The sequence below is a fragment of the Hymenobacter sp. BT18 genome, assembly GCF_012273015.1.
Classification (GTDB): Bacteria; Bacteroidota; Bacteroidia; order Cytophagales; family Hymenobacteraceae; genus Hymenobacter; species Hymenobacter lutimineralis.
In genome coordinates, this window is record NZ_CP050954.1 from 4,304,633 (window position 1) to 4,327,771 (window position 23,139).

17 protein-coding genes and 1 riboswitch are annotated in these 23,139 nt (G+C 58.6%); of the genes, 2 read left to right on the forward strand and 15 right to left on the reverse strand.

The features are described 5' to 3' along the window. Window positions 1-303: 303 nt before the first annotated feature. A riboswitch (SAM riboswitch) is annotated at window positions 304-395 on the reverse strand. A gap of 402 nt (window positions 396-797) precedes the next feature. The 11 genes from HER32_RS18465 to pseB all read right to left on the reverse strand — a co-directional run bounded on the left by HER32_RS18465 (window position 798) and on the right by pseB (window position 16,092). Continuing rightward, a complete protein-coding gene (locus HER32_RS18465) occupies window positions 798-2,288 on the reverse strand; it encodes a polysaccharide biosynthesis C-terminal domain-containing protein (protein ID WP_168682942.1) in 1,491 nt (496 codons plus the stop codon). 63 nt (window positions 2,289-2,351) lie between these two features. Further along, complete coding sequence (locus HER32_RS18470; protein ID WP_168682943.1) at window positions 2,352-3,731, reverse strand: DUF7033 domain-containing protein; 1,380 nt, start codon at window positions 3,729-3,731, stop codon at window positions 2,352-2,354. Window positions 3,732-3,758: 27 nt separating this feature from the next. Beyond that, the gene (locus HER32_RS18475) at window positions 3,759-7,025 is read right to left on the reverse strand and encodes a LamG-like jellyroll fold domain-containing protein (RefSeq protein ID WP_232066307.1); all 3,267 of its coding nucleotides are present in this window, start codon (window positions 7,023-7,025) and stop codon (window positions 3,759-3,761) included. Between the two features lie 40 nt (window positions 7,026-7,065). Then, on the reverse strand, window positions 7,066-8,355 hold the full coding sequence (locus HER32_RS18480; protein ID WP_168682945.1) for a hypothetical protein: 1,290 nt from the start codon (window positions 8,353-8,355) through the stop codon (window positions 7,066-7,068). Beyond that, on the reverse strand, window positions 8,356-9,396 hold the full coding sequence (gene pseI / locus HER32_RS18485; RefSeq protein ID WP_168682946.1) for a pseudaminic acid synthase: 1,041 nt from the start codon (window positions 9,394-9,396) through the stop codon (window positions 8,356-8,358). It abuts the gene before it with no gap. Window positions 9,397-9,426: 30 nt separating this feature from the next. Beyond that, window positions 9,427-10,116 (reverse strand): DUF4328 domain-containing protein, encoded by a 690-nt coding sequence (locus HER32_RS18490; RefSeq protein ID WP_168682947.1) that lies wholly within the window; start codon window positions 10,114-10,116, stop codon window positions 9,427-9,429. Between the two features lie 21 nt (window positions 10,117-10,137). Then, entirely contained in the window at window positions 10,138-11,607 is a 1,470-nt protein-coding gene (gene pseG / locus HER32_RS18495; protein ID WP_168682948.1) for a UDP-2,4-diacetamido-2,4,6-trideoxy-beta-L-altropyranose hydrolase, read from the reverse strand. A gap of 74 nt (window positions 11,608-11,681) precedes the next feature. Continuing rightward, window positions 11,682-12,407: a cytidylyltransferase domain-containing protein gene (locus tag HER32_RS18500; RefSeq protein WP_197748850.1), complete on the reverse strand. Its 726-nt coding sequence runs from the start codon at window positions 12,405-12,407 to the stop codon at window positions 11,682-11,684. A 41-nt stretch (window positions 12,408-12,448) separates the two neighbouring features. Next, the gene (gene pseC / locus HER32_RS18505; RefSeq protein ID WP_168682949.1) at window positions 12,449-13,624 is read right to left on the reverse strand and encodes a UDP-4-amino-4,6-dideoxy-N-acetyl-beta-L-altrosamine transaminase; all 1,176 of its coding nucleotides are present in this window, start codon (window positions 13,622-13,624) and stop codon (window positions 12,449-12,451) included. A 70-nt stretch (window positions 13,625-13,694) separates the two neighbouring features. After that, window positions 13,695-14,903: a porin gene (locus HER32_RS18510; RefSeq protein ID WP_149070624.1), complete on the reverse strand. Its 1,209-nt coding sequence runs from the start codon at window positions 14,901-14,903 to the stop codon at window positions 13,695-13,697. Between the two features lie 169 nt (window positions 14,904-15,072). Beyond that, window positions 15,073-16,092: a UDP-N-acetylglucosamine 4,6-dehydratase (inverting) gene (gene pseB / locus HER32_RS18515; RefSeq protein WP_149070625.1), complete on the reverse strand. Its 1,020-nt coding sequence runs from the start codon at window positions 16,090-16,092 to the stop codon at window positions 15,073-15,075. Window positions 16,093-16,290: 198 nt separating this feature from the next. On the opposite strand from pseB, the gene HER32_RS18520 reads away from it, so the two are divergent. Then, window positions 16,291-18,141, forward strand: a complete 1,851-nt coding sequence (locus tag HER32_RS18520) for a hypothetical protein (RefSeq protein ID WP_168682950.1) — start codon at window positions 16,291-16,293, stop codon at window positions 18,139-18,141. Here the strand turns inward: HER32_RS18520 and HER32_RS18525 are convergent. After that, entirely contained in the window at window positions 18,138-19,472 is a 1,335-nt protein-coding gene (locus HER32_RS18525; protein ID WP_232066308.1) for a glycosyltransferase family 4 protein, read from the reverse strand. The two genes, HER32_RS18520 and HER32_RS18525, sit on opposite strands and share 4 nt — an antisense overlap. A gap of 143 nt (window positions 19,473-19,615) precedes the next feature. On the opposite strand from HER32_RS18525, the gene ffh reads away from it, so the two are divergent. Next, window positions 19,616-20,965 carry a signal recognition particle protein gene (gene ffh, locus HER32_RS18530; RefSeq protein ID WP_149070627.1) on the forward strand — a complete coding sequence of 450 codons (1,350 nt, stop codon included), beginning with the start codon at window positions 19,616-19,618 and terminating at the stop codon, window positions 20,963-20,965. Window positions 20,966-21,169: 204 nt separating this feature from the next. Here the strand turns inward: ffh and HER32_RS18535 are convergent, their stop codons facing one another. The 3 genes from HER32_RS18535 to HER32_RS18545 all read right to left on the reverse strand — a co-directional run bounded on the left by HER32_RS18535 (window position 21,170) and on the right by HER32_RS18545 (window position 23,096). Next, on the reverse strand, window positions 21,170-21,646 hold the full coding sequence (locus HER32_RS18535) for a nucleoside deaminase (RefSeq protein ID WP_168682951.1): 477 nt from the start codon (window positions 21,644-21,646) through the stop codon (window positions 21,170-21,172). Between the two features lie 240 nt (window positions 21,647-21,886). Further along, a complete protein-coding gene (locus tag HER32_RS18540; protein WP_168682952.1) occupies window positions 21,887-22,276 on the reverse strand; it encodes a hypothetical protein in 390 nt (129 codons plus the stop codon). Between the two features lie 67 nt (window positions 22,277-22,343). Then, window positions 22,344-23,096, reverse strand: coding sequence for a hypothetical protein (locus HER32_RS18545; RefSeq protein WP_168682953.1), 753 nt, complete (start codon window positions 23,094-23,096; stop codon window positions 22,344-22,346). Between the last annotated feature and the right edge of the window lie 43 nt (window positions 23,097-23,139).

The following is a 23,139-nucleotide window of genomic DNA, read 5'->3' on the forward strand; positions in this document are numbered from 1 at the left end:
GTGGGGAGAAGAACCCGCCGTAAGAGGGCAGGGGTTCGGCCAGATGGAGCCCCGAAGTAGCGGCCAGCGTGCGGCAAAGGCAGCTGGGCAAGTACGGCAGGGCGTGAATGGGCGTGGGCAGGGATAGTAGCTGCCACGCATGGCAGCTCCTTACAAGGCTGAGCTTAGCCTAGGCGCCGGGAAAGGGAGGGGTGTGAACTAGCAACAACACGCCATGCCCATCATAGCACAACACCCATGCTGTACAGCAATGGAGGTGGCGGAGGCAGTGGCGAGGTTGGACAAGTAGTTCACGGCTTGTTGTTTTTATATGTTCAGGACTTGGCACCGTTTCGGATGGTCCGCTGGTTGCCGGCGTTTCCTAGAGCCTGTCTCTCCACGCCTCTGTATAAAAACAATCCTTTGGGGGGTAAAGAATTGGTAAGACAAATGTACGAGCCGAAATTTTATAGTTCCAAATTTTCTTTTCTCGCGAGCCGCTGCCTACCAGGGAAGAGAGCCGCTGATTTATCGGAAATATCTAACTCAGGGGGCTCTAATCGACTACTTAGAGAATAGTGGTTTTCAATCTGGCTGCCAGCTGGGTAGTGTGGTAAGAATACAATTTCTACGACTGCTGCTTTGCTTAGGACCAGCCAATAGATAGGGCCCATCTACCATCCTGAAAAAACTTTATTGGCGGGTTATGCCATTTCACCCTAATGATTTCCAATGAGTGTCATCAACTAGCCTGGGCTTCCCGAAGTTCATCGGAGAGGCCCTTGACTGCGGGCCTGCACTAACCGGCGAGAGTGCAATCAGGCTGGCGGGTTTTGGCGGCGGAATTTTTGCAGCAGCGCCGTGGCTTCCGGGGCTGATTTGGTGAGCAATATCAGCGCGGCGTACACTATCGTCAGTACCGTAGAGCGCAAGAGCATGGTGGCCAGCGCCGAATTGAAAGTTGGCATTAGCCAAGCCGCGCCGCCGGCAACGGCCGCGCTGAGCAAAATCAGCGGGATACGGGCCGTGAAGGGCTGCATGCGGTAGCTGTGCCACACAAACCAGGTGCGGGCCAAGTTGATGCTGACAATAGCCAGCAGAAAAGCCACGGCGGCGCCCGTCAGCCCCAGGCGGGGAATGAGCAAGGCGTTCAATCCAATGGTGACCAACGCCAGCGACACGTTGAAGAGTAAGTCGTAGCGGTAGCGGGGAGAAGTGACGACGATGAGCCCGTTCAGCCCGGTGATGCCATCAAACAGACGTGCGGCCAGCAGCACTAGCACGGCCGTGGTGCCCGCCTGCAGGGCCGGGTTGTTCATCAGGCCGTAAATGAAATCCAGGTTCAGGCCGATGCCCAGGGCCAGGTAGCAGCCCAGCACGGCGTTCAGGCGGGTAGTGTCGCGGTAGAAGGCAGCCATGCGCGGCAGGGCATTTTCCTTCCAGTAGTCGGCCAGCAGCGGAAAGGCAATTTTGTTGAGCGAGCGGGCCGGCAGCGTGAGGGCTGTGCTGATGAAAAAGGCAATGCTGTACACACCCGCCGCCGCCAGGTTCAGCTGGGAACTCACCATCAGCGTGTCAATATTCATGATGATGGTGCCCGAGATATTGGCCAGCAGCGCAAACGCCCCGAAGCTCAGAATACCCCTTATCGGTTGCACCCGCAGAGCCGCCGTGGTTGGCCGCACGTGCAGCTCACCGATGTACGCCAGATAAACCGTGAGTAGCAGCGCAATGCCGCTCATAGTGCCGATGTACGCCAGCACGTAGCCGTGAAATGACAAGTAGCCCAGCCCGTAGAGTACTGCCGCGCCGGCCTGCAGCACCCGCAGCAGGATTTCCTGCACAAACGACGAAAACGCCGTGTGGTACAACCCTTTCAGGTAGGCATCCTGCAGGGAATAGAGCATCACAAACAGCGCCAGCCCCGCGGCCCAGCCGTAGTAAGAACTAATAAGGGCGCGGTCCTGGGCGTGCTCGTAGAAGCCCAGCACCAGCGGCTTTCCGCTCAGGTAGAGCAGCGTGACCAAGCCAAACCCCAGCAACGGAATACCCAGCAGCAAGGGCAAGAAGCCTTGGTGCCCGGCCTCCCGATTGCGGAAATACGGGAAAAACCGGATGCCCACGCTGGCAAAGCCCAGGGCGGAGAGCTGGGCGTAAATGGTGGCAATAGACAGCAAGGTGCTCGTGAGGCCCAACTGGTTGGCGGCCAGAAAGCGCGGCACGATGAAGGCCGTGTTGAGAAAACCCAGCGCCAGCCCGAGGTAGGAAATAATGGTATTGCGCAGCCCCTGCCGCTGAACGATGCCCAAAAGTGAATGAGTGAATGAGTGAATAAGTGAATGAGTAAGGAGCCATTCGATGTATGGGTCCTGTCACATCCACTCACAAATATCCCGGCCGTTGACAAAGGACGCGTTGCGGCTGCGAAGGTACTTCATGAGGGCGTGGAACTCGCGGGGGCCGTTGTGGTGGTTGACCGGGTCGAAGTTCTCGTTGTGCCAAAGTACCGTGCACACGCCCCCGAACCGCACTATTTCCGTCAGCATGGGCAGCAGGGCCGGCAGCACTTCCGCTGGTTTCAGCTGCAGGTAGCGCGGGTGGTAGAGTGTGGCGTCCATCACGTTCAGCGGAATTTCCAGGAAGTCACAGGCAGCGCCGGTCTGAAAGTTGAAAGGGTAGAATGGCTGGCAAAAGGAATTCCGAAAGCCAAAATGCTCGGCAAACCCCAAGGTGGAGTCATAGGAAAACCCCGCCTGCTGCACCAGCTGCGGGGTGGAGCGCGGTTCCCAGCACAGGTAATGAAACCGCAAGCCCAGAGGCGGCACCGTAGCTTTGCCTACCGCGGCGGCCTCGGTTTGTAGCTGGCTCAGGTTGCGAGCAGTGCCGATGCTGGCGTGCACCGCCGCCTCGGCACCGGCTGCCTGCAGCGCAGGCCACTGGGCCTGGATAGTAGTCAGCTGATAATCTGCATTGGGAGTGCCGTTAGCGGCTTTTTCATTTTCAGGCAGAATGAAAAAAGTGCTTTTAGCTCCGTAGCCTGCCACGGTTTGCTGCACCTCCGCCAGATTATCCCAGGTGTCTTTCTCCTTAAAGTGCCGCCAGAACTGCCGGCCAAAGCTGAGTAGCCGCCCCTGGCGCAGGGCTGCTTTGGCCGGAGCCTTCCAGGCACTGTGCAGGCTGTCGATGTCGTGGGTGATGAAGGCGGCCCATTGGGCATTGCCAGCCCAGCAGCGCGGGTGCAGTAGCTGGCCGGTCACGTGCTCTATGGCCTTTCTGAGCACGTCGAAATAGTAGTTGACGACGGGCACGGCTACAAAGCCATAGCGCTGCTGCACGCTGGCGGCGTATGGAAACCGTCCGTGCTGATCACGCTCCGCGGAGAAATACTCCTGCCAGCCGCTGAGCAGATAGAAAGCCGCCGAAATGAGGTCGGCCCGAACGAGGACCTTTTGTTCCGGCAGCAGTTCCAGCAGCGGACCTTCCGACGTGAAGAAGAACGGTATCCGCTGACCGAGCCACTCGTGCCAGGTGGGCTCGGGTGGAAAAGGCGCTACGTCATCGAAAAAGCCTTGGGCATGATCCTCTATCTGCAGTTGCTTGCCCATTTGCCCTTCCACGGAAGTGCGCAAGGCTTCGGGGCCTGGGTAGCACTGCCAGAAGTGCTGTAGCACGTACCGCGTTTGGCTGGCACGCGAAACACCGGAAGCCGCCGCTTCCGGAATGTCACGGCCGTACAGGGTGTCGATTTCCATGCGCCGAAAATACGGGAATACAGCGCCTTACCGTACCACTTCTAGCCAGCCTTTGTAGGTGCTCCGCGTATCGGCCCGCTGCAGCACGAAGTAGTAGGCACCCGCGGCGGCCGTAGCGCCCCAGTCGTTGGCATACCGGCTGGTGGTATACACCTGCTTGCCCCAGCGGTTGAAGACCGTTAAAGACCAGGTACCAGTAGCCGTGGCCAGCAGCTGGAAGGTGTCGTTTTTACGGTCGCCGTTGGGCGTGATGATGTTGGGTACACACAGCTCAAGCTGGATAGACCGGGAGGCCGTTTGGGTACCACAAGCATTGCTGACCTGCACCGAGTAGGTGCCCGGCTGCCGCACCGTGAGGGTGCGGCCCGCAGTACCATCGTTCCAGCGGTAGGTCAGAAATTCGCCCTGCGGTGCCCGGAGCGTAATGGCTTCTCCCTCGCAGGCGGTTGTGTCGGCCCCGAGGCTGAAGTTGGGAATAGCTGCCGCCGCCCGAACCGTTACGCGCTTGCTGATGGAGCAACCCGATGGATAGGTAGCCGTGACGGTGTACGTGCCAGTGGCTGCAAGGGAAACATTGGCGGTGGTGGTGCCATTGCTCCACCGGTAGGAGGTAGCACCCTGCCCAACGGCCTGAAGGACTACGGCCGCGCCCGGGCATAGCAGCGAGTCGCCGGTAATCGTGAGTGTGGGCTGGAACAGCATGACGGTGTGCTCATCCGTGACCGTGCACCCGCCCGGGTAAGTAGCCGAGACGGAGTACGTGCCGGGTTTGGTTACCGAAATAGCGGCTGTGGTGGCCCCGGTATTCCATTTGTAAGCAACGCCCTTGCCCTCCGTCGCCTGGAGCTGTACCGAGCCGCCCGCACAAATCTGGGTAGCTCCGGCAATAGCCACGGCTGGCTGAATAACCGTGCGCTTCGCCGTCAGGGTACAGCCATTGGGGTAGGTGACGGTGAGGGTATACGTACCGGCTTGCGCTGGACTGATGCTGGCTGTGGTGGCCCCGGTGCTCCAGCGGTAAGTAGCTCCTGCCACGGTTAGCGTTGGGGTGAGAGAAAGCGCCCTGCCAGCGCATAATACCGTATCCGCCGACAGCGTGAGCTTGGGCTGAACCACGGTGCGGCGCGCTTCTACCTGGCAGCCATTCGGATACGTGGCTACCAGGGTGTACGTACCAGGCTGAGCTACGATGAGGGCTTCGGTGGTGGCCCCGGTATTCCAGCGCACTCCCGTAGCCCCCGCCGTAATGGCCTGAACGCGGAGCTGCAACGTGCCATTGGGGCACAGGAGCGTATCAGCACTCAGCTTCAAGGCGGGTTGTACCACCGTGTGCTGGCTGGTGACGGTACAGCCGCTGGGGAACTGAGTGGTGACGCGGTAGGTGCCCGGCTTGGTTACCTGAATGGCCGCCGTAGTGGCGCCGGTGCTCCATTGGAAGGTAGCACCCGTAGCTGGAGTAGCCGTGGCCTGTAGGGTAGTAGTGCTGTTGGTGCACAACAGGGTTGCCCCCGTAACGCGTACCGTCGGCGCGCTGAGGGTAGTGGACGAGGTGAGCGTGCAGCCATTGGCAAAAGTGGCCGTCACGGTATAGGTTCCTGCCTGCATTACGGGTAGCGTAGCGGTGGTGGCCCCGGTGCTCCATTTGTAGGTAGCCGTAGGCGCGGCCTGCGCTTTCAGCTGCACGGTGGTGCCAGGGCATACAAGCGAGGGACCAGTAAGCTGTAATGTGGGAATACTGATGGTGCGGCTGCTGGTCAGCGTGCAGCCGTTGGGGAAGGTGGCCGTTACGGTATAGGTACCGGCTTTTGTTACCGCCAGGGTGGCGGTAGTCGCGCCGGTGTTCCATTTAAAGGAAACCCCGACGGTTGGCGTCACGGCCCGCAGCTGAACACTGCTCCCGCTGCACAGCAGGGTTTCGCCTTCCAGGGCCAATGTGGGGGCTACCACGGTTTGACTACCCGTGATGGTACAGCCCCCGGCCAGCGTGAACGTAACGGAGTAAGTACCTGCCTGGGTAACGGAAATTGTGGAGGTAGTGGCCCCGGTGCTCCACTTGTACGCAGACGCGCCGGGCACGGAAACACCCAGCTGCAGCGCGCTGCCCGGGCAAAGCAGCGTTCCACCCGTTATGTCAACTTTTCCTCCATCCCCGGCGGAGGATACCGGAATGTACTCGCTCCGGTACGACTGAGCCGCTAGTACTAAGCTCTCATTGCTGAACACGGGCGCCGCTTCCGTCCAGGTGTTGGTGTTGGTCGAGCGGGTGTAAAGGTCCGTGCAGCTGCTGGCACCAGCCTCGGGGTGTAGGCGCAGCTGGTAAGTGCCAGTGCTGCCCCGGCTAAACACACCAAAGTAAGTATCCGTAGCACTGCCGGCGGGCTTTATTGACGGGGCCTGATTCACGGCATACAACTGCACCCCATCCGTAAGTGCTAGGCTGCTGACAATGGCCGAGTCTCGATTAGCCGCTTTTAAACCCAGCTTGGCTTTGCTAAGGTTACTGCCGTAAATCGATGCTGACAAGTCGCCGATAGGCGCACCGGAGAGCTTCCAGGGGGCATTGCCAAAATTCTGCAGGGTGCCATTCACCGGCACACTTCCTTTATCGATAACGGTGGTGCCGCTGCTTTGGTCAAACGTGTAGTAACCAACCAGCTCCGCTGGAGGCGTCGTCAGCTTGCGGCACATGTTGGCCTGAATCTGCTCGGCCGTAAGGGCCGTCCGCCACAGCTTTATCTCGTCAATTTCGCCGGAGAAGTACCAGTTATCAAGCACATAATAGCTACCTAAAGATAATGGGTAGTTACTCGCTAAGTTTCCCCCTGAATACGGATATGTTGTGGTACTTTCAAGAGCTCCATCTACATAAATTTTCCAAGTGTTGTCATCACATACGCCAGCTATATGGTGCCAGAGACCATCGGCTACAAAGGTGGACGATGAGCCGGATCCAAAATACTGGCCCTTTCCAGCACGGCCATTGAAAATGGCTTTACCAGCGGAAGTTCCCAATTGAAAACCCTTATCCTCAAAATTGGAATTAGAATATTTTGTAGCTGCAAACTGTATTGCGAGTGAAGTGGTTTTTATCCAAGCTTCTACAGTAATTCTACTCGTTATTCCTCGGTTGCCAACTCCACCGTCTATATAAGTATTATACCCATTGAAAGTCAATGAATTGCCAGGGCCAGGTAATGTTTGTGCCAAACTTGGCTTACAGGCTAACAGAAAGATCGATACTCCAAGCCAAACCCATGAAACAATAACTGATTTAAAAGGTAAATATGGTAGCATAGAAGTATCTAGCGTGAAATGAGAATTCTACAAAATAACTTTATTCCAGCCAGTCCACCAACTTACGAAGTGCAACTTCTTTGCTACGGCCTTCATCGGGGGTACCCAGGGTAGCGTTGTAGTAAGTAGCCCGCAAGTACAAATCAGCTGGTTTATACTTTTGATAAGCTCGCAAGGTGTTCCCCAATTCGGGTAAGGTATCGGCGCGGTCAATGAGGCCATGCGCTACATACCCATAGTAATCATCGAAGGAGGCTGGGCTACCCATGCGGAAGTAAATGCTGGCCAGATTCAGCAAAGTAGCTTCCAGGTGGGTGCTAGTGTCGGCCGCAATCAGCGCGTCGTGCTGGGCTAAGAACTCAAAAACGGTTTGCCCGCGCGCATCGGAAATGCGGAGTTGCGGGTGCTGGCGTTTGAGCTGAGTAAAGTCACGATTGTCGCTCGGGTGGGGGCGTAAGGTGACGGACAGGTCGGGTAGCTCCTGCTGCAAGTAGGCTACTACCTGCGCTATGGCAGCCAGATCATCGAGCAAGTTGCAGGCTAAGCCCACCTGCTGGATGTTGGATTTTCTGTTACGGTGGGCCAGAAAGGCATCGGCTTTGGGCATGCCCACCAGCTCCACGGCTCCACGGACTGGTCCACACTGCCGGTATTTATCTAAGGCATCCTGGCCTTCGAGCAAGCTTAAATCAAACTCCAGGGACGGGAAGTTGGTGCTCACGCTGGCGTGCTGCAGGTAAACGGTCGGAATGCCTTCGACGCGGCAAGCCAGCAGCAGGGCCCGGGCATCGTCGTTATGGTCGTTGGCAAAAACCACGGCTTTGGGCCGATAGTGACGTAAGGCCCGTCGATATACCTCGTAATAGCCGATGGCGCTGAATATCAGGTCGCAAAACCGCCAGGCTCGCCCGCCAACTGCCCGCAGAAGGCCAAGCAAAACCAGCGGGAACTGCCAGTAGTACAGGAGCTTTCGCCGCAAGGATAGTCGGTTGACTTTCTGGTTGTAGCGCCCGATCTGTTTGCTTTGGCCAGCAACCAGTACACTATCGGGCCGGGCCTCCCGGATGAAATGCAGGGCGTCGTAGTTGTTCTGGCTGACTACGTAGAGCCACAAGGCCCCGCGCAGCTGCTCGGGGTTACGAATGGGCTTGAATACGTTGCCCACCAGCCGCAGCCCCGCGTAGCCAGCCATTTTGGCGAGGCGGCGCAGCGGGTTGGCTGGGGAAATTCCTTCCAGGGTGTGTGCAGGCAGCTGGGCAAATAAGTCCGTGAAGCGGAGCTGCAGGATGTTGCGCAGGCGGGCCGTAGCGGCGGCCAAGACCGTCGCCATTTACAGTGCGTCCCAGGTAAGGGCAGTCCCGGCGCGCAGCGCTTGGCGGGCGGGCTTGCCGAGTACTTGGTCGAAATACCGGGGAGGCAGACCGTCACCGGGCCGAACTACGCGCAGGTTTTCTTTGGTGAATACCTCACCCGCTGCAATGTCCTGGGCCACATACAAAGAGCGTTTGTAGAGGCGGCTTTTTTCCTCGGCCCGCTGAATGCCGTATTGCACCTGCCCAAGTGCCTGCCAGGCCCGTTCCGTTTCCGTAACCAGCTGCGCCACTTCTTCGGGCTCCAGAGAAAAGGCGGAATCTACGCCTCCGTCGGCTCGGCGCAGGGTTACGTGCTTTTCCACTACGCAAGCCCCCAGGGCCACGGCGGCCACGGCCGCTCCCACGCCCATGGTATGGTCGGAAAGGCCCACCAGCGTATCGGGGAAAAGCTGCTGAAAGTGGGGCAGGGTGCGCAGATTCGTGTTTTGGGGCGTGGCCGGATACGTACTGGTGCATTTCAGCAAGATCAGCTCCTGGCAGCCTGCGTCCCGCAGCACCTGCACGGCTTCGGCTACTTCGGCGAGCGTGCTGGCCCCGGTGCTCATAATGATGGGCTTGCCCGTGGCAGCTACGCGGCGCAGCAAAGGCCAGTCGGTGTTTTCGAAGGAGGCTATTTTGTAAGCCGGCACCTCCAGGGTTTCCAGGAAATCGACCGCCGTTTCATCAAAAGGGGAGCTGAAGGCCAGCATACCATGCTCCCGGGCCCGGTCGAAAAGGGGCCGGTGCCATTCCCAGGGCGTGTGGGCTTCCTGGTAGAGCTCATGCAGCTCGCGACCATACCACAAAGACGTGGGGTCGTCGATGCGGTAGGCCCCCGGCAGCGTCATCGTATCGGCCGTATAGGTCTGAAGCTTAATGGCATGAGCCCCCGCAGCGGCCATGGCATCCACAATGGCCAGCCCACGCTGCAAATCCTGATTATGGTTGCCGCTCAGCTCGGCAATAATGAAAGGCGGCTGGTCGGGGCCAACTAGGCGGGAGCCAATGGAGAAAGTCATAAGACAAAAATACGAAGCCAGCAGCTAGGCTCAGTATTCTTCCTGCGTGGGCAGTAGTTCTTGTGCCTTGGCCTCCTCCTGACCTAACGTTCCAACTTGGAGGCGGTAGGAAGCTTCTTGTTCTGCTTCATGCACGTAGCGGACCACTATTAGCGTAAGAATAGCGGAGGCTATATCAAAAAACGTTGAGATTAGTGCCCAGGCCGAGTTGTCGTCCGTGGCATTCGCTGCACTGCTTGACTCATAGTTAATGGTAACACTGTGCACTAGATACGCTATCCACCACCACCGTAGTAAGGTGTGGCCGCGGTAACGGCCAGCCATCTGCAGGGTGCCATACCACACTTCTTTCATAATGGTGTATGGGCGCACAAAATTTAGAAAAGGTATAAACCAAGCTCCTACTGCCCAACCATCAGTGTGCTGGGTCCGGATTCCAGCCTCCCGGATGTTGAAGTATGCCCGCCGAAACCACTGCAGGAAAAACACTGAGCCCAGAAAAGTAGCAGCCACTTGACTAAGCCCAAGAAGGGTTGCTACGATTCCCCATATTTCCTCCGTGCCAAATCCGGTTGCAGTTTCTGAAAAAGCGTTAGGAAATGCTGCTGCTTGCTTAGTCAGCAGTATCGAGGCAATATTGGTGAGAATAATCGACCAGAATAAGGCAATAGTTAATTGGGCACGTTGGGAGTTATCACGTACTTCAGGAAGGGTATTCATCCGCGAGATATAGACTGTAAATTAAGAATGTAACCATTCAAAAGTCAGGGAAGCCATATGAGCGGGTGCATCCTGTGCTAGCATAAACCCAGCCCGCTCAAAGGCCTTCACCGAGGCAACGTTAGCGGCCTGCACGTGGCCCAGCACCCGCCGAACCGCCGGAAAATGCTCGACCAGACGGCGCACCCCGGCCAGCAGCAGCAACGGCGCTAGTCCCCGTCCCCGAAACCCGGCATCCAGCTGATAGCTCAGCGTGGCTTCGTCGCCTTCGATGGCAAACCGGATAAGGCCTACGGGCTGGTCGGTAGCCGCTTCCTGAGCCAGCAAAAGCAGGGAATGCCTATCCTGCAGCTTGGCCGCCAGCCATTGCGCGTGCTGAGCGGGCGTAATGGGCGTGGGGTTAAAGGAGAACTGCCTTACCAGTGGGTCATTGGCCCAGGCAAGCAGTAGCGCTGCGTCGGCAGTTGTTACCGGACGAAGATAAAAAGGAGGTGGGGGCAACAGCAGGGCCTTGAACTCCTGCCGCAGGCGGGTAGGAGCCAGGCCATCGAAGACCCGTTGCTGAGCAGTGCGTAAGCGCGCCGCTACCCGATGCGCCTCCGGGGATGTCAGCACGTTAGCAGCCGCGGTATACGGCAGAGCGAGGCCGGCTTCGCGCAGATAGTGGTCAATATCGTACTGATTATCGGCGGTAGGCAGCAAAAAAAGCAACCCGCCTCGGCTGGCATACTCGTAGCTCACCGTGCTGGCTGAGCAGACGGCCGCCCCACACTGCTGCATCAGGTTGGCCAGGTCGGCCCCCGAAAGGCTGCGGTGCAGGGTAAGCCGCGGCTGCTCCTGCGCCCAGCCAAGTAGGCTTTCCCAGCCTTGGTAGGCGCTGCCCACGACTACATGCACCTGCTGAACGGTGGGTAGCAACAGTAAAGCCGCAGCCACCCGTTGGGTTTGGTGGGTAGGGTCGGCTCCGCCCAGGCACACGAGCACCGTTTGCGGAGCAGCGGCTTCCCCGGTAGCCGGGGCACGAAAAGGGGCGCGAAGCGGGGCATATGCGGGGCCGCTGAGCAGGCGGGCTCCCGGCTGGCGCAATTCATACTGTTGTCTGGTAAGGCCGCCCGCTGGGTTCAGTATTAAGTCGGCCGCAGAGGGATAGGCGTGCAGATCGTCCAGGCAGACCAAGCGGTTGACAGCACCTCGGAGCGTATTCTGGTAGTCGTAGCGAAACTCGTACCCGTCCAGCACAACGACATCGGTAGGCCGCAGTTCCTGACGCACTAGGTAAGTGGCTTCTTCTACTAAGGGCTGAAGCGGGAGGGAAACTACGGCTAGCCCTGTAGATTCCAGCAATTCCTGTAACGCGGGATCAGGCTCCCGAAGCAGAAACCTAATTTCCGGGAAATCGGGCCGCAGAATTTCGGCCAGGGCCAGCAGCCGCATCACGTGGCCCAGCCCAATGCGGGCGTTGCCATCGGCCCGGAGGATCAGACGGGGCATTCCAGATTGGTTATAGCCCCTGGTTTGCTCCATTTCAGGAAGCATAAATATCTTTCATAGAAAACCAGAATGGCTTACAGCTTTTTCTGCTCAATATGCGCATTGATAGCTACTAACTCTGGGTGATTATCCAATAGCGAAATTACCTTATTTACTCCCAGCTTATCTGCCCCGTACTCCTCAATCAGGATTTTCATTAAGCGAAAGTCTTCAGCTGTATCCACCGTAAGCCGATATTGGCTGCGGTCATCTGGGTGGGTCACATGCCGGAAGTTTACTTTTCCGCTACGGTTCTGATGTATATAAGGGGTAACATGCTCTCGATCAGCAGGTAATTTTGCGTGTAGAAAAGCCTCCTCTAACAATTCCCTTGAGAAAATCTCGAAGTCCAGGCCTCGCGGGAATGTTCTGGTTAAGACGTTAGAAAGGTAGAGCCGATGGTCTGCAGCTTGTTTATACTCCTGTATGCCAGCCTGAATAAGCTCACCGTCGATAAGTGGACAATCGGAGGTAACACGCACAATGATATCTAGCCCGTAAGCCCGGGCACAAGCATAGTAACGGGATAATACATCTGACTCGGAACCACGGATATAGGGTATGTTGTGACTTATTGCGTAGTCGACCAGTATATCATCCGTTTGATTTTCAGTAGTAGCCAAATAAACAGTCTCATTGCTCTCGTGTAGACGGGTCAAATGATAAGCCAACATTGGTCGCTGACCAATGAGCTGCAGTACCTTGCCGGGCAAGCGCGTGCTCGTCATCCGCGCCTGAGAAATTATACCAACTTTACTCACAGTAAACCGGATTAGGCTAATCGAAGGCTATGAGGGAGAGGCTATTGCCCCACAAACTCCCGGATGCACGCCACCACGTATTGCTGCTCTTCGTCCGTGAGGCTGGGGAACAGTGGAATGCTCAGGCAGTGCGCGTAGTAGGCTTCCGCGCGGGGAAAGTCGCCGGGCTGCCAGCCTAAGCTTTGGTAGTAGGGCATGGTATGCACCGGGATGTAGTGCACCTGCGCATAGATCTGCCGGGTACGCAGGAAGTCGTACAGCCCTTTGCGGTCGGCAACCTGAATCACGTATAGGTGATAGGCATGGCCCGCGGCTCCCGCCAGCGGGCGGACGCCCGGCGTAGCGGCAAAGGCGGCATCATAGTACGCCGCCAGTTGCCGCCGTCGGGCCAGCCCCGCCGCGGCCCGCTCCAGCTGACTGATGCCCAGGGCGCAGAGCATATCGGGCATACGGTAGTTGTAGCCCAGCTCTTGCATTTCCATGTACCAGCCCCCGTCGTTGCGGCTCATGTGCGCGGGGTCTTTGGTGATGCCGTGGGTGCGCAGGCGCAACAGGTGTTCGTACAGGTCGCGGCGGTTGGTGGTAATCATGCCACCTTCTCCCGTAGCAATGTGCTTGACGGGGTGAAAGCTGAAAATGGCCAGATCGGCAAACTGCCCGTTGCCGCACCACTGCTCCTGGCCCTCGGAGTCCGTGAAGAAGCCGCCGGGGGCATGGCAGCTGTCTTCTATCATCCACAGGTTAAAATCCGTGCAAAGTTTCCGGGCCTCTTCCAGATCCACGGGCAGCCCCGCAAAGTCCACCGGAATCAGGCCGTGGAAATAGCCTTGGGGATGACTTTCTAGCAACCGGCGCACGGCTTTGAGGTCAATCAGCGCGGTTGCGGGGTCGATGTCGGCAAAATGGACCTCGCCGCCGCAGTAGCGCACGCAGTTGGCCGAGGCCGAGAAGGTGATGGGCGTGGTAATGACGCGCTGCCCCGGCTGCACGCCTAGGGCTAGGGCGCACAGGTGCAAAGCCGCCGTACCGTTGGCCACCGCTACGGCGTAGCTGGCTCCTACGTAGGCGGCAAAGCGTTCCTCAAACTCGGCTACCTTCGGGCCCTGGGTCAGGTAGTCGGAGTACAGGGTTTCCGTCACGGCCTGCACGTCGGCGGGGGTGATGTGCTGGCGGCCGTAGGCGATGGGGCGGGTAGGCTGAAAAGCAGAGTCGGACATACAGCCCCAAATGTACGCTTCGGCGCCGGATGGCCCGCAGGCAGGCAATAATTGGCCGGTCCTCGGCGGCCTAGAAGTTGAGCTGGGCCTGGAGGCGTAGCAGGCCGCCCCGTTGGCGGTTGTCGGGTTTCTGATGATCCTCAAAGCGGCGCGCCGACAGCGTGTACATCGTCACCAGCTCGAAGCTGGGTACGGGCTGCCACTCCACGCCCAGCTCGGCTTCGCGCACGGTGTAGCTGCGGGCATCTCGCTCGTGCTTCTTGCCCCCATCGTAGTACTGCACGCGCAGAAAGGGGTAAAACTGCTGCTGCTGGTAGCGCAGGCGGTAGTTGAGCAGCAAGTAGCCCCCGTGCAGGCGCTGGGTTTCGATGCTGTCGGTGCGGGAATTAAACTCGGGGCCACGGCCCACGTTGTATTCGGCCTGGAAGCCGAACGGCTGCGGATACAGCACCAGCGTGCCAGCCACGCGCTGGTCGGGGTAGCGCAGGTCGGGGCGGTGCTTCACGCCGCTGGATAGCTGGTCCCGGTTTACCACGTATTCCCCGGAGTAAGCCTGCAGCCCCGGCTCTACCAGCTGCCGGCCCAGCTGCAGTGGGTAAGAAGCCCGGGCGACCACGTGGCGCTGGTTGTTGAGCTCGGGGCGGTTGGCCGTCTGCCCGTTGAAAACGCCCACGCCCACCACGCCATAGTCGCCCGAGCCCTTCAACCCGTCTTTTACCAGCTGACTGAAAAGCCGGCGCGTGGCTTTGGGGGCCCAGTACACGAAAGCGCCCAAATCCCGCTCGTTGGAAAACGCACTGTTGATTCCGTCACTGCGGTCCAGGGGCAGGCGGTTCTGGCTGGACTGCATATTCTCGAAGCCGTAGGGAATCTTGCTTTGGCCCAGGCGTACCCGGAAGCGGTTGGCCTTATCGAGGCCCAGGTCCAGGTAGGCATCCCGCAGAAGGGCCGTATTCAGCGTAGAGCTGCCACTGACGGTGCTGGCAAAGTCGGGCTGGAGGTAGAAGTAGACCCGCTCGTGGAGCTGCCCGAAAAAGATGATGCGCATCCGCCGCAGCGAAAAGCCCCCGTTGCGGCCCCACGACCGGTCGCACTGCTCGCACTGCAGGTCGGGGTTGGTTTCCAGCAGGCGGTTGTAGCGCACCTGTACGTAGCCCCGAATGGATACCGCCTGAAACCACTGTTTCGGCGGCGGAGGCACTGATTTGGCGGAGTCGGGCGCCTGGCAGAATGCCGCGTTGCTGAGCAGCAACAAGACCAGGAGTAATGATTTGTTCATGAAATAATAATCTGGCCGTAAAGTGCGGCATTAGATATTACTTCACTGTGTCCGGAATATTACGGGAATGTTATCAATGGCAAAAGGTCGCCAAAAAGCCCCGCTGCCAACTCAGCTGAGTCGGTAGCGGGGCTTTTTGGCGGCCGGCAGTAAACGATACAAATCAGGCCTAAGCCTCAAAATCGGGGTCCACGTGCAGGCGGATTTCCTCGCGGATCTGATCCACGGTCAGCCATTCGGTGTTGTTGCTGGAATCGTAGTGAAAGCCGGGCTCCACGCGGCGGCCGTTGAAGCGCTGAATAAACTCCTCCACGTCCCAGCGCGGCGTGAAGGGCAGGATAACGTAGTACTTATCCAACTCCACGGTGCTCAGGGCATCCGTTTCCGTTATCATCTCCTCGTGCAGCTTCTCACCGGGCCGGATGCCCACAATTTCCTGGTGGCAGTTGGGGCCAATGGCTTTGGCTACCTCCGTGATTTTGTAGCTCGGAATCTTTGGGACGAAGATTTCACCGCCCCAGGCGTGCTCCAGGGCATACAGCACCAGGTCCACGCCCTCTTCCAGGGAAATGTTGAAGCGCGTCATGTCGGGGTGGGTGATGGGCAACACCCCGGAGGCCCGCCGCTGCAGGAAAAAGGGCACTACGGACCCCCGGGAGCCAATAACGTTGCCGTAGCGCACCACCGAAAACCGCAGGTTACGGGAGCCTTTCATGTTGTTGGCGGCCACAAACAGCTTGTCGGAGCACAGCTTGGTAGCGCCGTAGAGGTTGATGGGCGCGGCGGCCTTGTCGGTGCTCAAAGCCACCACTTCCTGCACGCCGCAGTCCAGGGCGGCGTTTATCACGTTTTCGGCCCCGAAGATGTTAGTTTTGATGCATTCCATCGGGTTGTATTCGGCTGCGGGCACTTGCTTGAGGGCGGCGGCGTGTACGATAATATCGATGCCTTCGCAGGCACGCTTCATCCGCTCCGGGTCGCGCACGTCGCCAATGAAATACCGGATGGCGGGGTACTTACTGTTTGGGAAAGTCTGCGACATTTCGAACTGCTTGAGCTCGTCGCGCGAGTACACCACCAGGCGCTTTACCTGCGGATACTTCTCGAATACCGTTTGCACAAACTGTTTGCCGAACGAGCCGGTGCCGCCGGTTACCAGAATAGATTTATGATTGAGGTCGAGGGACATACTTAGAAAACAAGGCCAGGCAGCGTGCTGGCGGGAGGAAGGGTTGCAAAAGTAGGCATTCCGCCGCGAGCTTGCGTAGTTTTGTACCAAGGACAGAAAGCCCGCTTCCTGTCATGCTGAGCGAAGCCGAAGCATCTCTGCCGCTTCGTGGCAGCCTTACTCCAACGAAGCGGTAAAGATGCTTCGACTTCGCTCCGCATGACGCCCGATATTTCCACTTCTGCTTTCGTTTTCCCCCAGCCCATCAAACTCGTTATCTGGGATTTGGATGACACCTTCTGGCGAGGCACTCTCTCCGAAGGAGCCGTGGAAGGCATTGAGGACAATATTCAGCTCGTTCGGGACACGGCCGCCCGGGGCATCGTGCACACCATCGTTTCCAAAAACGACTTTGCGCCCGCCGAGGCCAAACTCCAGGAGTTGGGCATCCGCGACCTGTTCGTGTTTCCGCAGATCAGTTGGCAGCCCAAAGGCCCCATCATCCGGCAATTGCTGGAGCAAATGCAGCTGCGGGCGCCCAATGCCCTTTTCCTCGACGATAACCCCGTAAACCGCGCTGAGGCGCAGTACTACAACCCCGAGCTGCAGGTGGCCGACCCTGCCGACCTGCCGATGCTGGTTCCTTTGCTGCGGGCCAGCGGCAAGCCCGACCCCACGTTTTCCCGCTTGGAGCAATACAAGCTGCTGGAGCGGCAGCAGCAGGCTCGCACCCAGTACAACGACAACCTAGCCTTTCTGCGCGACGCCGAGGTGCGAATCCGATTTGCGGAAGGAGAGCAGGTGCTGCCCGACCTCGACCGGATAGAAGAACTCATCAACCGCTCCAACCAGCTCAACTTCACCAAGCAGCGCGTAACCGCCGAGGAGCTTCAAGTCAGCCTGCGGGACCCCGCCCGGCGGTGGGGCAGCGTGCGGGTGCAGGACCGGTTTGGCGACTACGGCCTGGTGGGCGTGTACTGCCTGAGAGTGGTCAATAACCGCCTGGAGCAGTTCGTTTTTTCCTGCCGCATTCTGCACCTAGGCATCGAACAGTTCACGTTAGCTTACCTGGGCTTCCCGGCGCTGGACGTACGGGGCGAGGTAGCCACAGTGCTGAACCAGCAGGACAGGCCCGATTGGATTACCGTAGAGGACGGCCCGGCCGTAGTACCCGCGGCGCCCACGTCCGGCAGCCGCCTGCGCGTTTTGCTGAAAGGGGGGTGCGACCTAGGCCAGCTCACGCCGTTCCTGCAAGCCTTTTCCTTGGAAGTGCGGGAGGAGTTCAACTACAACAACGAGCATCAGATTCCCGTCCATCTAGAGCATACGGCCCTGCTGCGCGCTAGCCGGGAGTGGCCCGCCACGGAGCAGCAGCGCCTCGCCACGGCGCTGCCTTTCCTGGGCCAGGAAGCATTCAGCACCCAGCTCTGGGCTGCCGACTACGACGTGTTGGTGTATAGCCCGTTGATGGACTACACCCAGGAGCTCTACCGGGAAAACGCCACGGGCCGGCTGGTGCCCTTTGGCGGCTACCAAAACCTACAACAAGTCGACCCAGCTACCCAGGCTACCAAGTTCGCCCAGCGCCGGTTTCTGGGCATGGACGAGGCATTTCTGCGCTGGTTTCAGCGGGAGTTTACCTGGAAGGGGCAAAGCAGCCCCGAGCAGTTTACCGAAAACCTGCGTTGGCTGCGTGGTCAGGTACCGGGGCACATCCCCATTTTCTTTCTGAACGGGGCCGAAGTAGAAGTGCCGGGCTCCGGAGAAGCCGGAGCCGCCCAGCGTCATGCCGTGATGAACCAAGCATTAGCTGAATTTGTGGATTCCGCCCCGAACTGCTTTATCATCGACGTGCGGGAGTTTGTGCACAGCTCCGACCACGTAACCAACAACCTGCGGCATTATCAACGTCAGCAGTATCGTACCCTGGCCCAGCGCCTGGCCGCCGCTATTGGCCAGTGGCAAGGGCAGCAACTGGCGCATTCTTCCTGGACGGATTTGAAGGCACGGGCTAGTAGCCTGGTGCCAAGCAAGCTGCGCGGCGTTTGGCAAAAGCTAAGTAAGGGCTAGGCCGAGAGCAGTGCGGCCAGCTGGGCGGTGAGGGCGCGGCGCGAGTAGTTAGCGTACTGCTGCGTCGGCAGGTCCAGGTTGGTGTGCTGCTGCCACTGGGTGGCCAGCTCCTCCAGCCGGGCCAGCATGCCCGCATAGTCGTCGTAGGGTAGGGCGCGGCCGGCTCCACATTCCGTCAGCAGCGTGTCCGCGTCCGAGCCCAGCGGCCCCACGCACAGGATGGGCTTTTTGGCCGCCAGATACTCAAACACTTTGCCCGGCAGAATTGCCAGGTTGTTGGCAACATCCGGAATAGCCATCAGCAGCACCGTGCTGCGCAGCAGGTAGCCCACCGACTCATCGTGGGGCACGAAGGGCACAAACTCGGTTTGCTCCTGCAGGCCGGCTTCGGCTACTTGCTGCTGCAGCCCGGGCGACACTTTCCCCACGAAGCGTAGCCGCAGGGGCACCTGAGGGTGCTGGCGGCTGCACGCCGCGCAGGCCGCCAGCAGCTGCTCGATGTGGTAGGTTTCGGAGATGGTGCCCGTGTGCGTAATCAGCAGCGCATCCGAGGGTGGGGAGCTGGGCAGCTGGAAGTCGTCTTCATCGTAGCCATTGGGCAGCACCCGAAACTTCTCGGCCCGCAGCCCCGGCGACTTGCTCAGAAACAGGCGCTTGGTATTGGGGCTGGTTACCAGCACGGCGTCGGCCTCTTCCAGTACTTGCCGCTCGTAGCGCGCATCCAGCCAGCGGGCCGGCGGCAGGTGGTTGAGCTCTTTATAATAATAGATGTCCGTCCACGGGTCGCGCATGTCGGCCAGCCAGCGCAGCCCGTAGCGCCGCTTCAGCTCCAGGCCAATGAGCTGGGTAGAGTGGGGGGGCGAGGAAGTCAGCACGGCATCGAACTGCTCGCCCGCGGCCAGCAGCTGTTCCACGGCCTGCAGGACATAGCGGTTCCAGCCCCGACGGGCATCGGGGATGAACACGTTGCCGCGCACGAACTTGAACAGGCGCTGGGTGAGACTGGTCTTGCTTTCGCCCACGAAGCCGCCGTAGGGTACCTGTTTGCGCCCCGTCAGCTTTTTGTAGCTGTCGAAGGGCTCAAATGTACCCGTTCGGATGACGCGCACCCCAGCCGGAATGTCGGCCGCCAGCGAATCATCCAGAACCGGATACGCGGCCTGGGCGGGGTCTACGGTAATGACAGTAGGCTCCACGCCAAATTGGGGCAGGTGCTTCACAAACTTAAGGCTGCGCTGCACGCCGGCCCCGCCGGAAGGGGGCCAGTAGTACGTAATTACGAGCAAACGAAGGGAGCGGGCAGCAGGCACGGGCACGAAGGGGAGTAGCAAGAAAGCAGCGAAGGTACACAGCCGTGACCTTTCGGGGTTTTCTGGTTACTTTTGGAGGCTGAATTCTTGAGAACCGGGCGCAGTGCGGCCGGTAGCCTCTGCCCAGCATATCCCGTTAAATAAAGCGCAAACGCTGCGACTCCATGTTCGATAACCTTAGTACCAAGCTCGATAAGGCCTTCAAAACGCTGAAAGGCCAAGGCAGCATCACCGAAATCAACGTAGCCACCACGGTAAAGGAAATTCGCCGCGCGCTGGTAGATGCCGACGTGAACTACAAGGTGGCCAAGGAAGTCACCGACAAAATCAAAGAAGAGGCCATGGGCCGCGACGTGCTCATTAGCGTGTCGCCGGGCCAGCTGCTCACCAAAATCGTCTACGATGAGCTCACCCAGCTCATGGGCGGCGAAAAGCAGGACATCGTTATCAAGGGCGAGCCGGCCGTGGTGCTGCTCTCGGGCCTGCAGGGCTCGGGCAAAACCACGTTTGCCGGTAAGCTGGCCTCCTTCATCAAAAAGCAGAACCGCACGGTGCTGCTGGTAGCCTGCGACGTGTACCGCCCGGCCGCTATCGACCAGCTGAAAGTCCTGGGCGAGCAGATTGGGGTAGAGGTATTCTCGGAGCCGGAAAACAAGAACCCGGTGGAGATTTCGCAGCACGCCATTGAGTATGCCCGCAAAAACAACAAAAAGGTAGTCATCATCGACACCGCCGGCCGCCTGGCCGTGGATGAGCAGATGATGCGCGAGATTGAGGCCGTTAAAAAGGCCATCAACCCGAGCGAAACTTTGTTCGTGGTGGACTCCATGACGGGCCAGGACGCCGTGAACACGGCCAAAACCTTCAACGACCGGCTGAACTTCGACGGCGTGGTACTCACCAAGCTCGACGGCGACTCCCGCGGTGGTGCGGCTCTGTCTATTCGGGCCGTGGTGGAGAAACCCATCAAGTTCATCTCCACCGGTGAGAAGATGGAAGCCCTGGACATGTTCTACCCCGACCGCATGGCCCAGCGCATCCTGGGCATGGGCGACGTCATTTCGCTGGTAGAGCGGGCCCAGCAGCAGTTCGACGAGGAAGAAGCCAAGCGCATCAACCAGAAGATCCGCAAAAACCAGTTCAACTTCGACGACTTCCTCTCCCAGCTGGAGCAGATCAAGAAGATGGGCAACCTGAAGGACCTGGTGGGCATGATTCCCGGCATGAGCAAGGCCATCAAGGACGTAGACATCGACGACGACGCCTTCAAGCCTATTGAGGCCATCATCAAGAGCATGACCAAGCAGGAACGCGCCCAGCCCGAGCTGCTGAACGGTTCCCGCCGCCGCCGCTTAGCTAAAGGCTCCGGCACCGATATTCAGCAGGTAAACAACCTGATGAAGCAGTTTGAGGACATGCGCAAGGTGATGCGTACGATGAACAAGATGAGCACTACCAAAGGCGGTATGCAGCAAATGGCCCGCATGATGGGCATGAAAGGCCCATTAAGATAAACCACGGATTCGCGCGGATTTATCGGATTGTACGGATTTTGTAGTCGGCGCACTTGACGCTTTTTAATTATTGACCAACAAAAAAGCCTCGCACACTGCAAGGCTTTTTTGTTTTTGAAAGTGGGCATTGCTAAAGACCGCGCCGACTACAAAATCCGTGCAATCCGATAAATCCGTGGTTCCTTCCGTGGTTCCGTCCGTGGTTTAGTATTCCGTTTTGCCTTCGTGCTGTTGCCAGGCCTGGAACCCGGCCAGCGCCTCCTCGCGGAGAAACTCGGTCATGGGCAGGCGGCGCTGGTCGAGGGGTTTATCCAACTCTTCGTAGATGAACTGGTCGTCGAAGCCGATGGCGGCGGCATCCTGCTTGGTATTGCCGTAAAACACGCGGCGGGGGCGGGCCCAATAGATGGCGCCCAGACACATCGGGCACGGCTCGCAGCTGGTATACAGGTCGCAGCCGTCGAGCTGAAAGGTGCCGAGTACGGCGCAGGCTTTGCGGATGGCGTCTACCTCGGCATGGCAGGTGGGGTCGTTAGTGCTCGTAACCTGGTTGAAGCCGCGCGCAATAATCTGCCCGTCCTTTACGATTACCGCGCCGAAGGGCCCGCCGTGGCCAGCCTGCATCTTTTCAATGGAAAGCCGAATGGCTTCCCGCATAAACTCGGGGTTAGGGTCCTGCATATAGATCATGTAAAAAGGGCGTGCAAGTTACGCTCCCCGTGGGAATAGCGCAGCCTCAGCGCAACTTATTCCTCAGACCATGAAAAATATCCGAATAATGAAACGGGTTCGGAGCGCAATGGCATGATGATTGATTTAATCAGATTTGAAAGAATAGTTTTTAGGTGTTTTGGTTGTGGAAAAGGGGCGGCTCATTGAGTCGCCTTTTTTTGTTTTCCTGACCCGCAATAGCAAGCAGCTTTATTGCACTACCCGGAGCAGGTACTCTGGCTCGGTGGGGCTACTGCCAAACCGCTCATTGCGGAAGGCACCCACGCGGCTAGGGCCGTAGCCCAGGTTCACCTTCACCCACTCATCGCGCACGGGCAGCATAGCCAGAATTTCGTTCTGCAGCACCTGTAGGTCTTCCTGCAGCTGGCTGGTTTCAAGCTGGTTTTCTTCGGCCTGCTGATCGTAGCTGCCCATGGGTGGCCGCTGGTCGAAGTCATCGGCCGCCGCTTCAGGTTGGTGCTCGTGCGCGGTGCGGGCAATTTCAGCTTGCCGCAGCAGCTTTTCAGTTTTCAGATACGCCTGCACTTTATCTTCAAGTGGGAGCAGGGCAGGGTCAAGGTAATCGAGGTTGCTGGACATTGGGGTAGAAATTAAACCGGTTTTCTTAACGCAACCTCAACCGAAAGGATGCAGGTTGCCTGCGGCCTCAGGGCTGGTTTAACGTATTGGCAAAGGCTACCAGCCGCTTGATATCGGCCAGTAGGCGCAGCGTCAGGCGTTGTTGGGCAATATATCCTTGCAGTTGGGGTTGCCAAGCTGCTGGGAATAAAGCCAATAGCTGCCGCTGGGCGCCGGGAAGCGGGTACAGCCGGTTGTGAAGCAGCAGATAACGGTTTTCTGTTTCCTGCCAGCGGTGGTAGGGGCGGTTATTAGACAAAATGCTGTTGGTCGTAGAAGGCCGCTGCAGCTGCAGGACGCGAGCATGACGGGTAAGTAACTGAACCTGCGGGCCAGTCTGCTGTACCTCAAACAGCCAGGCCCGCTGCTCAGGTAAGTTGGTTTCTATGGTCGGGAACACGCGGAACATACGCGTGTGGTGGGTAGCCGAGTCGCGTAGCGTAAAGCCGAGCACTTGGGTCATAAACACCGCCAGCGAGTCGCCCTGCGGGCGGCGCCACAGCAGCTGGCTGGTGCTTACATCTAGCTTGAGCCACTGCAAGGGCACTAGCTGGCCATTGCGCAGCTCCACGGTGCCCAGGCTCCAAGTTGGGAGCAGCAGCGGGGAGCCTGTCACCTCCTCCCCCTTGTTTACGTGGGGTAGCACCCGGTTGAGGTACTCCTGATTAGAGGGCACGCCCGAAAGCGTGGTAGGCTGGGCTTGGGCCAGCCAGGACCCTAGACCCAGCACCATAGTGGGGGCTACGCGCCTGGGCAGAAAAAACAAGGTAGAAAGTAGCATCGGCGTATAAAGTAAGTATACAAGCCCCAAACGGCACCGGTCC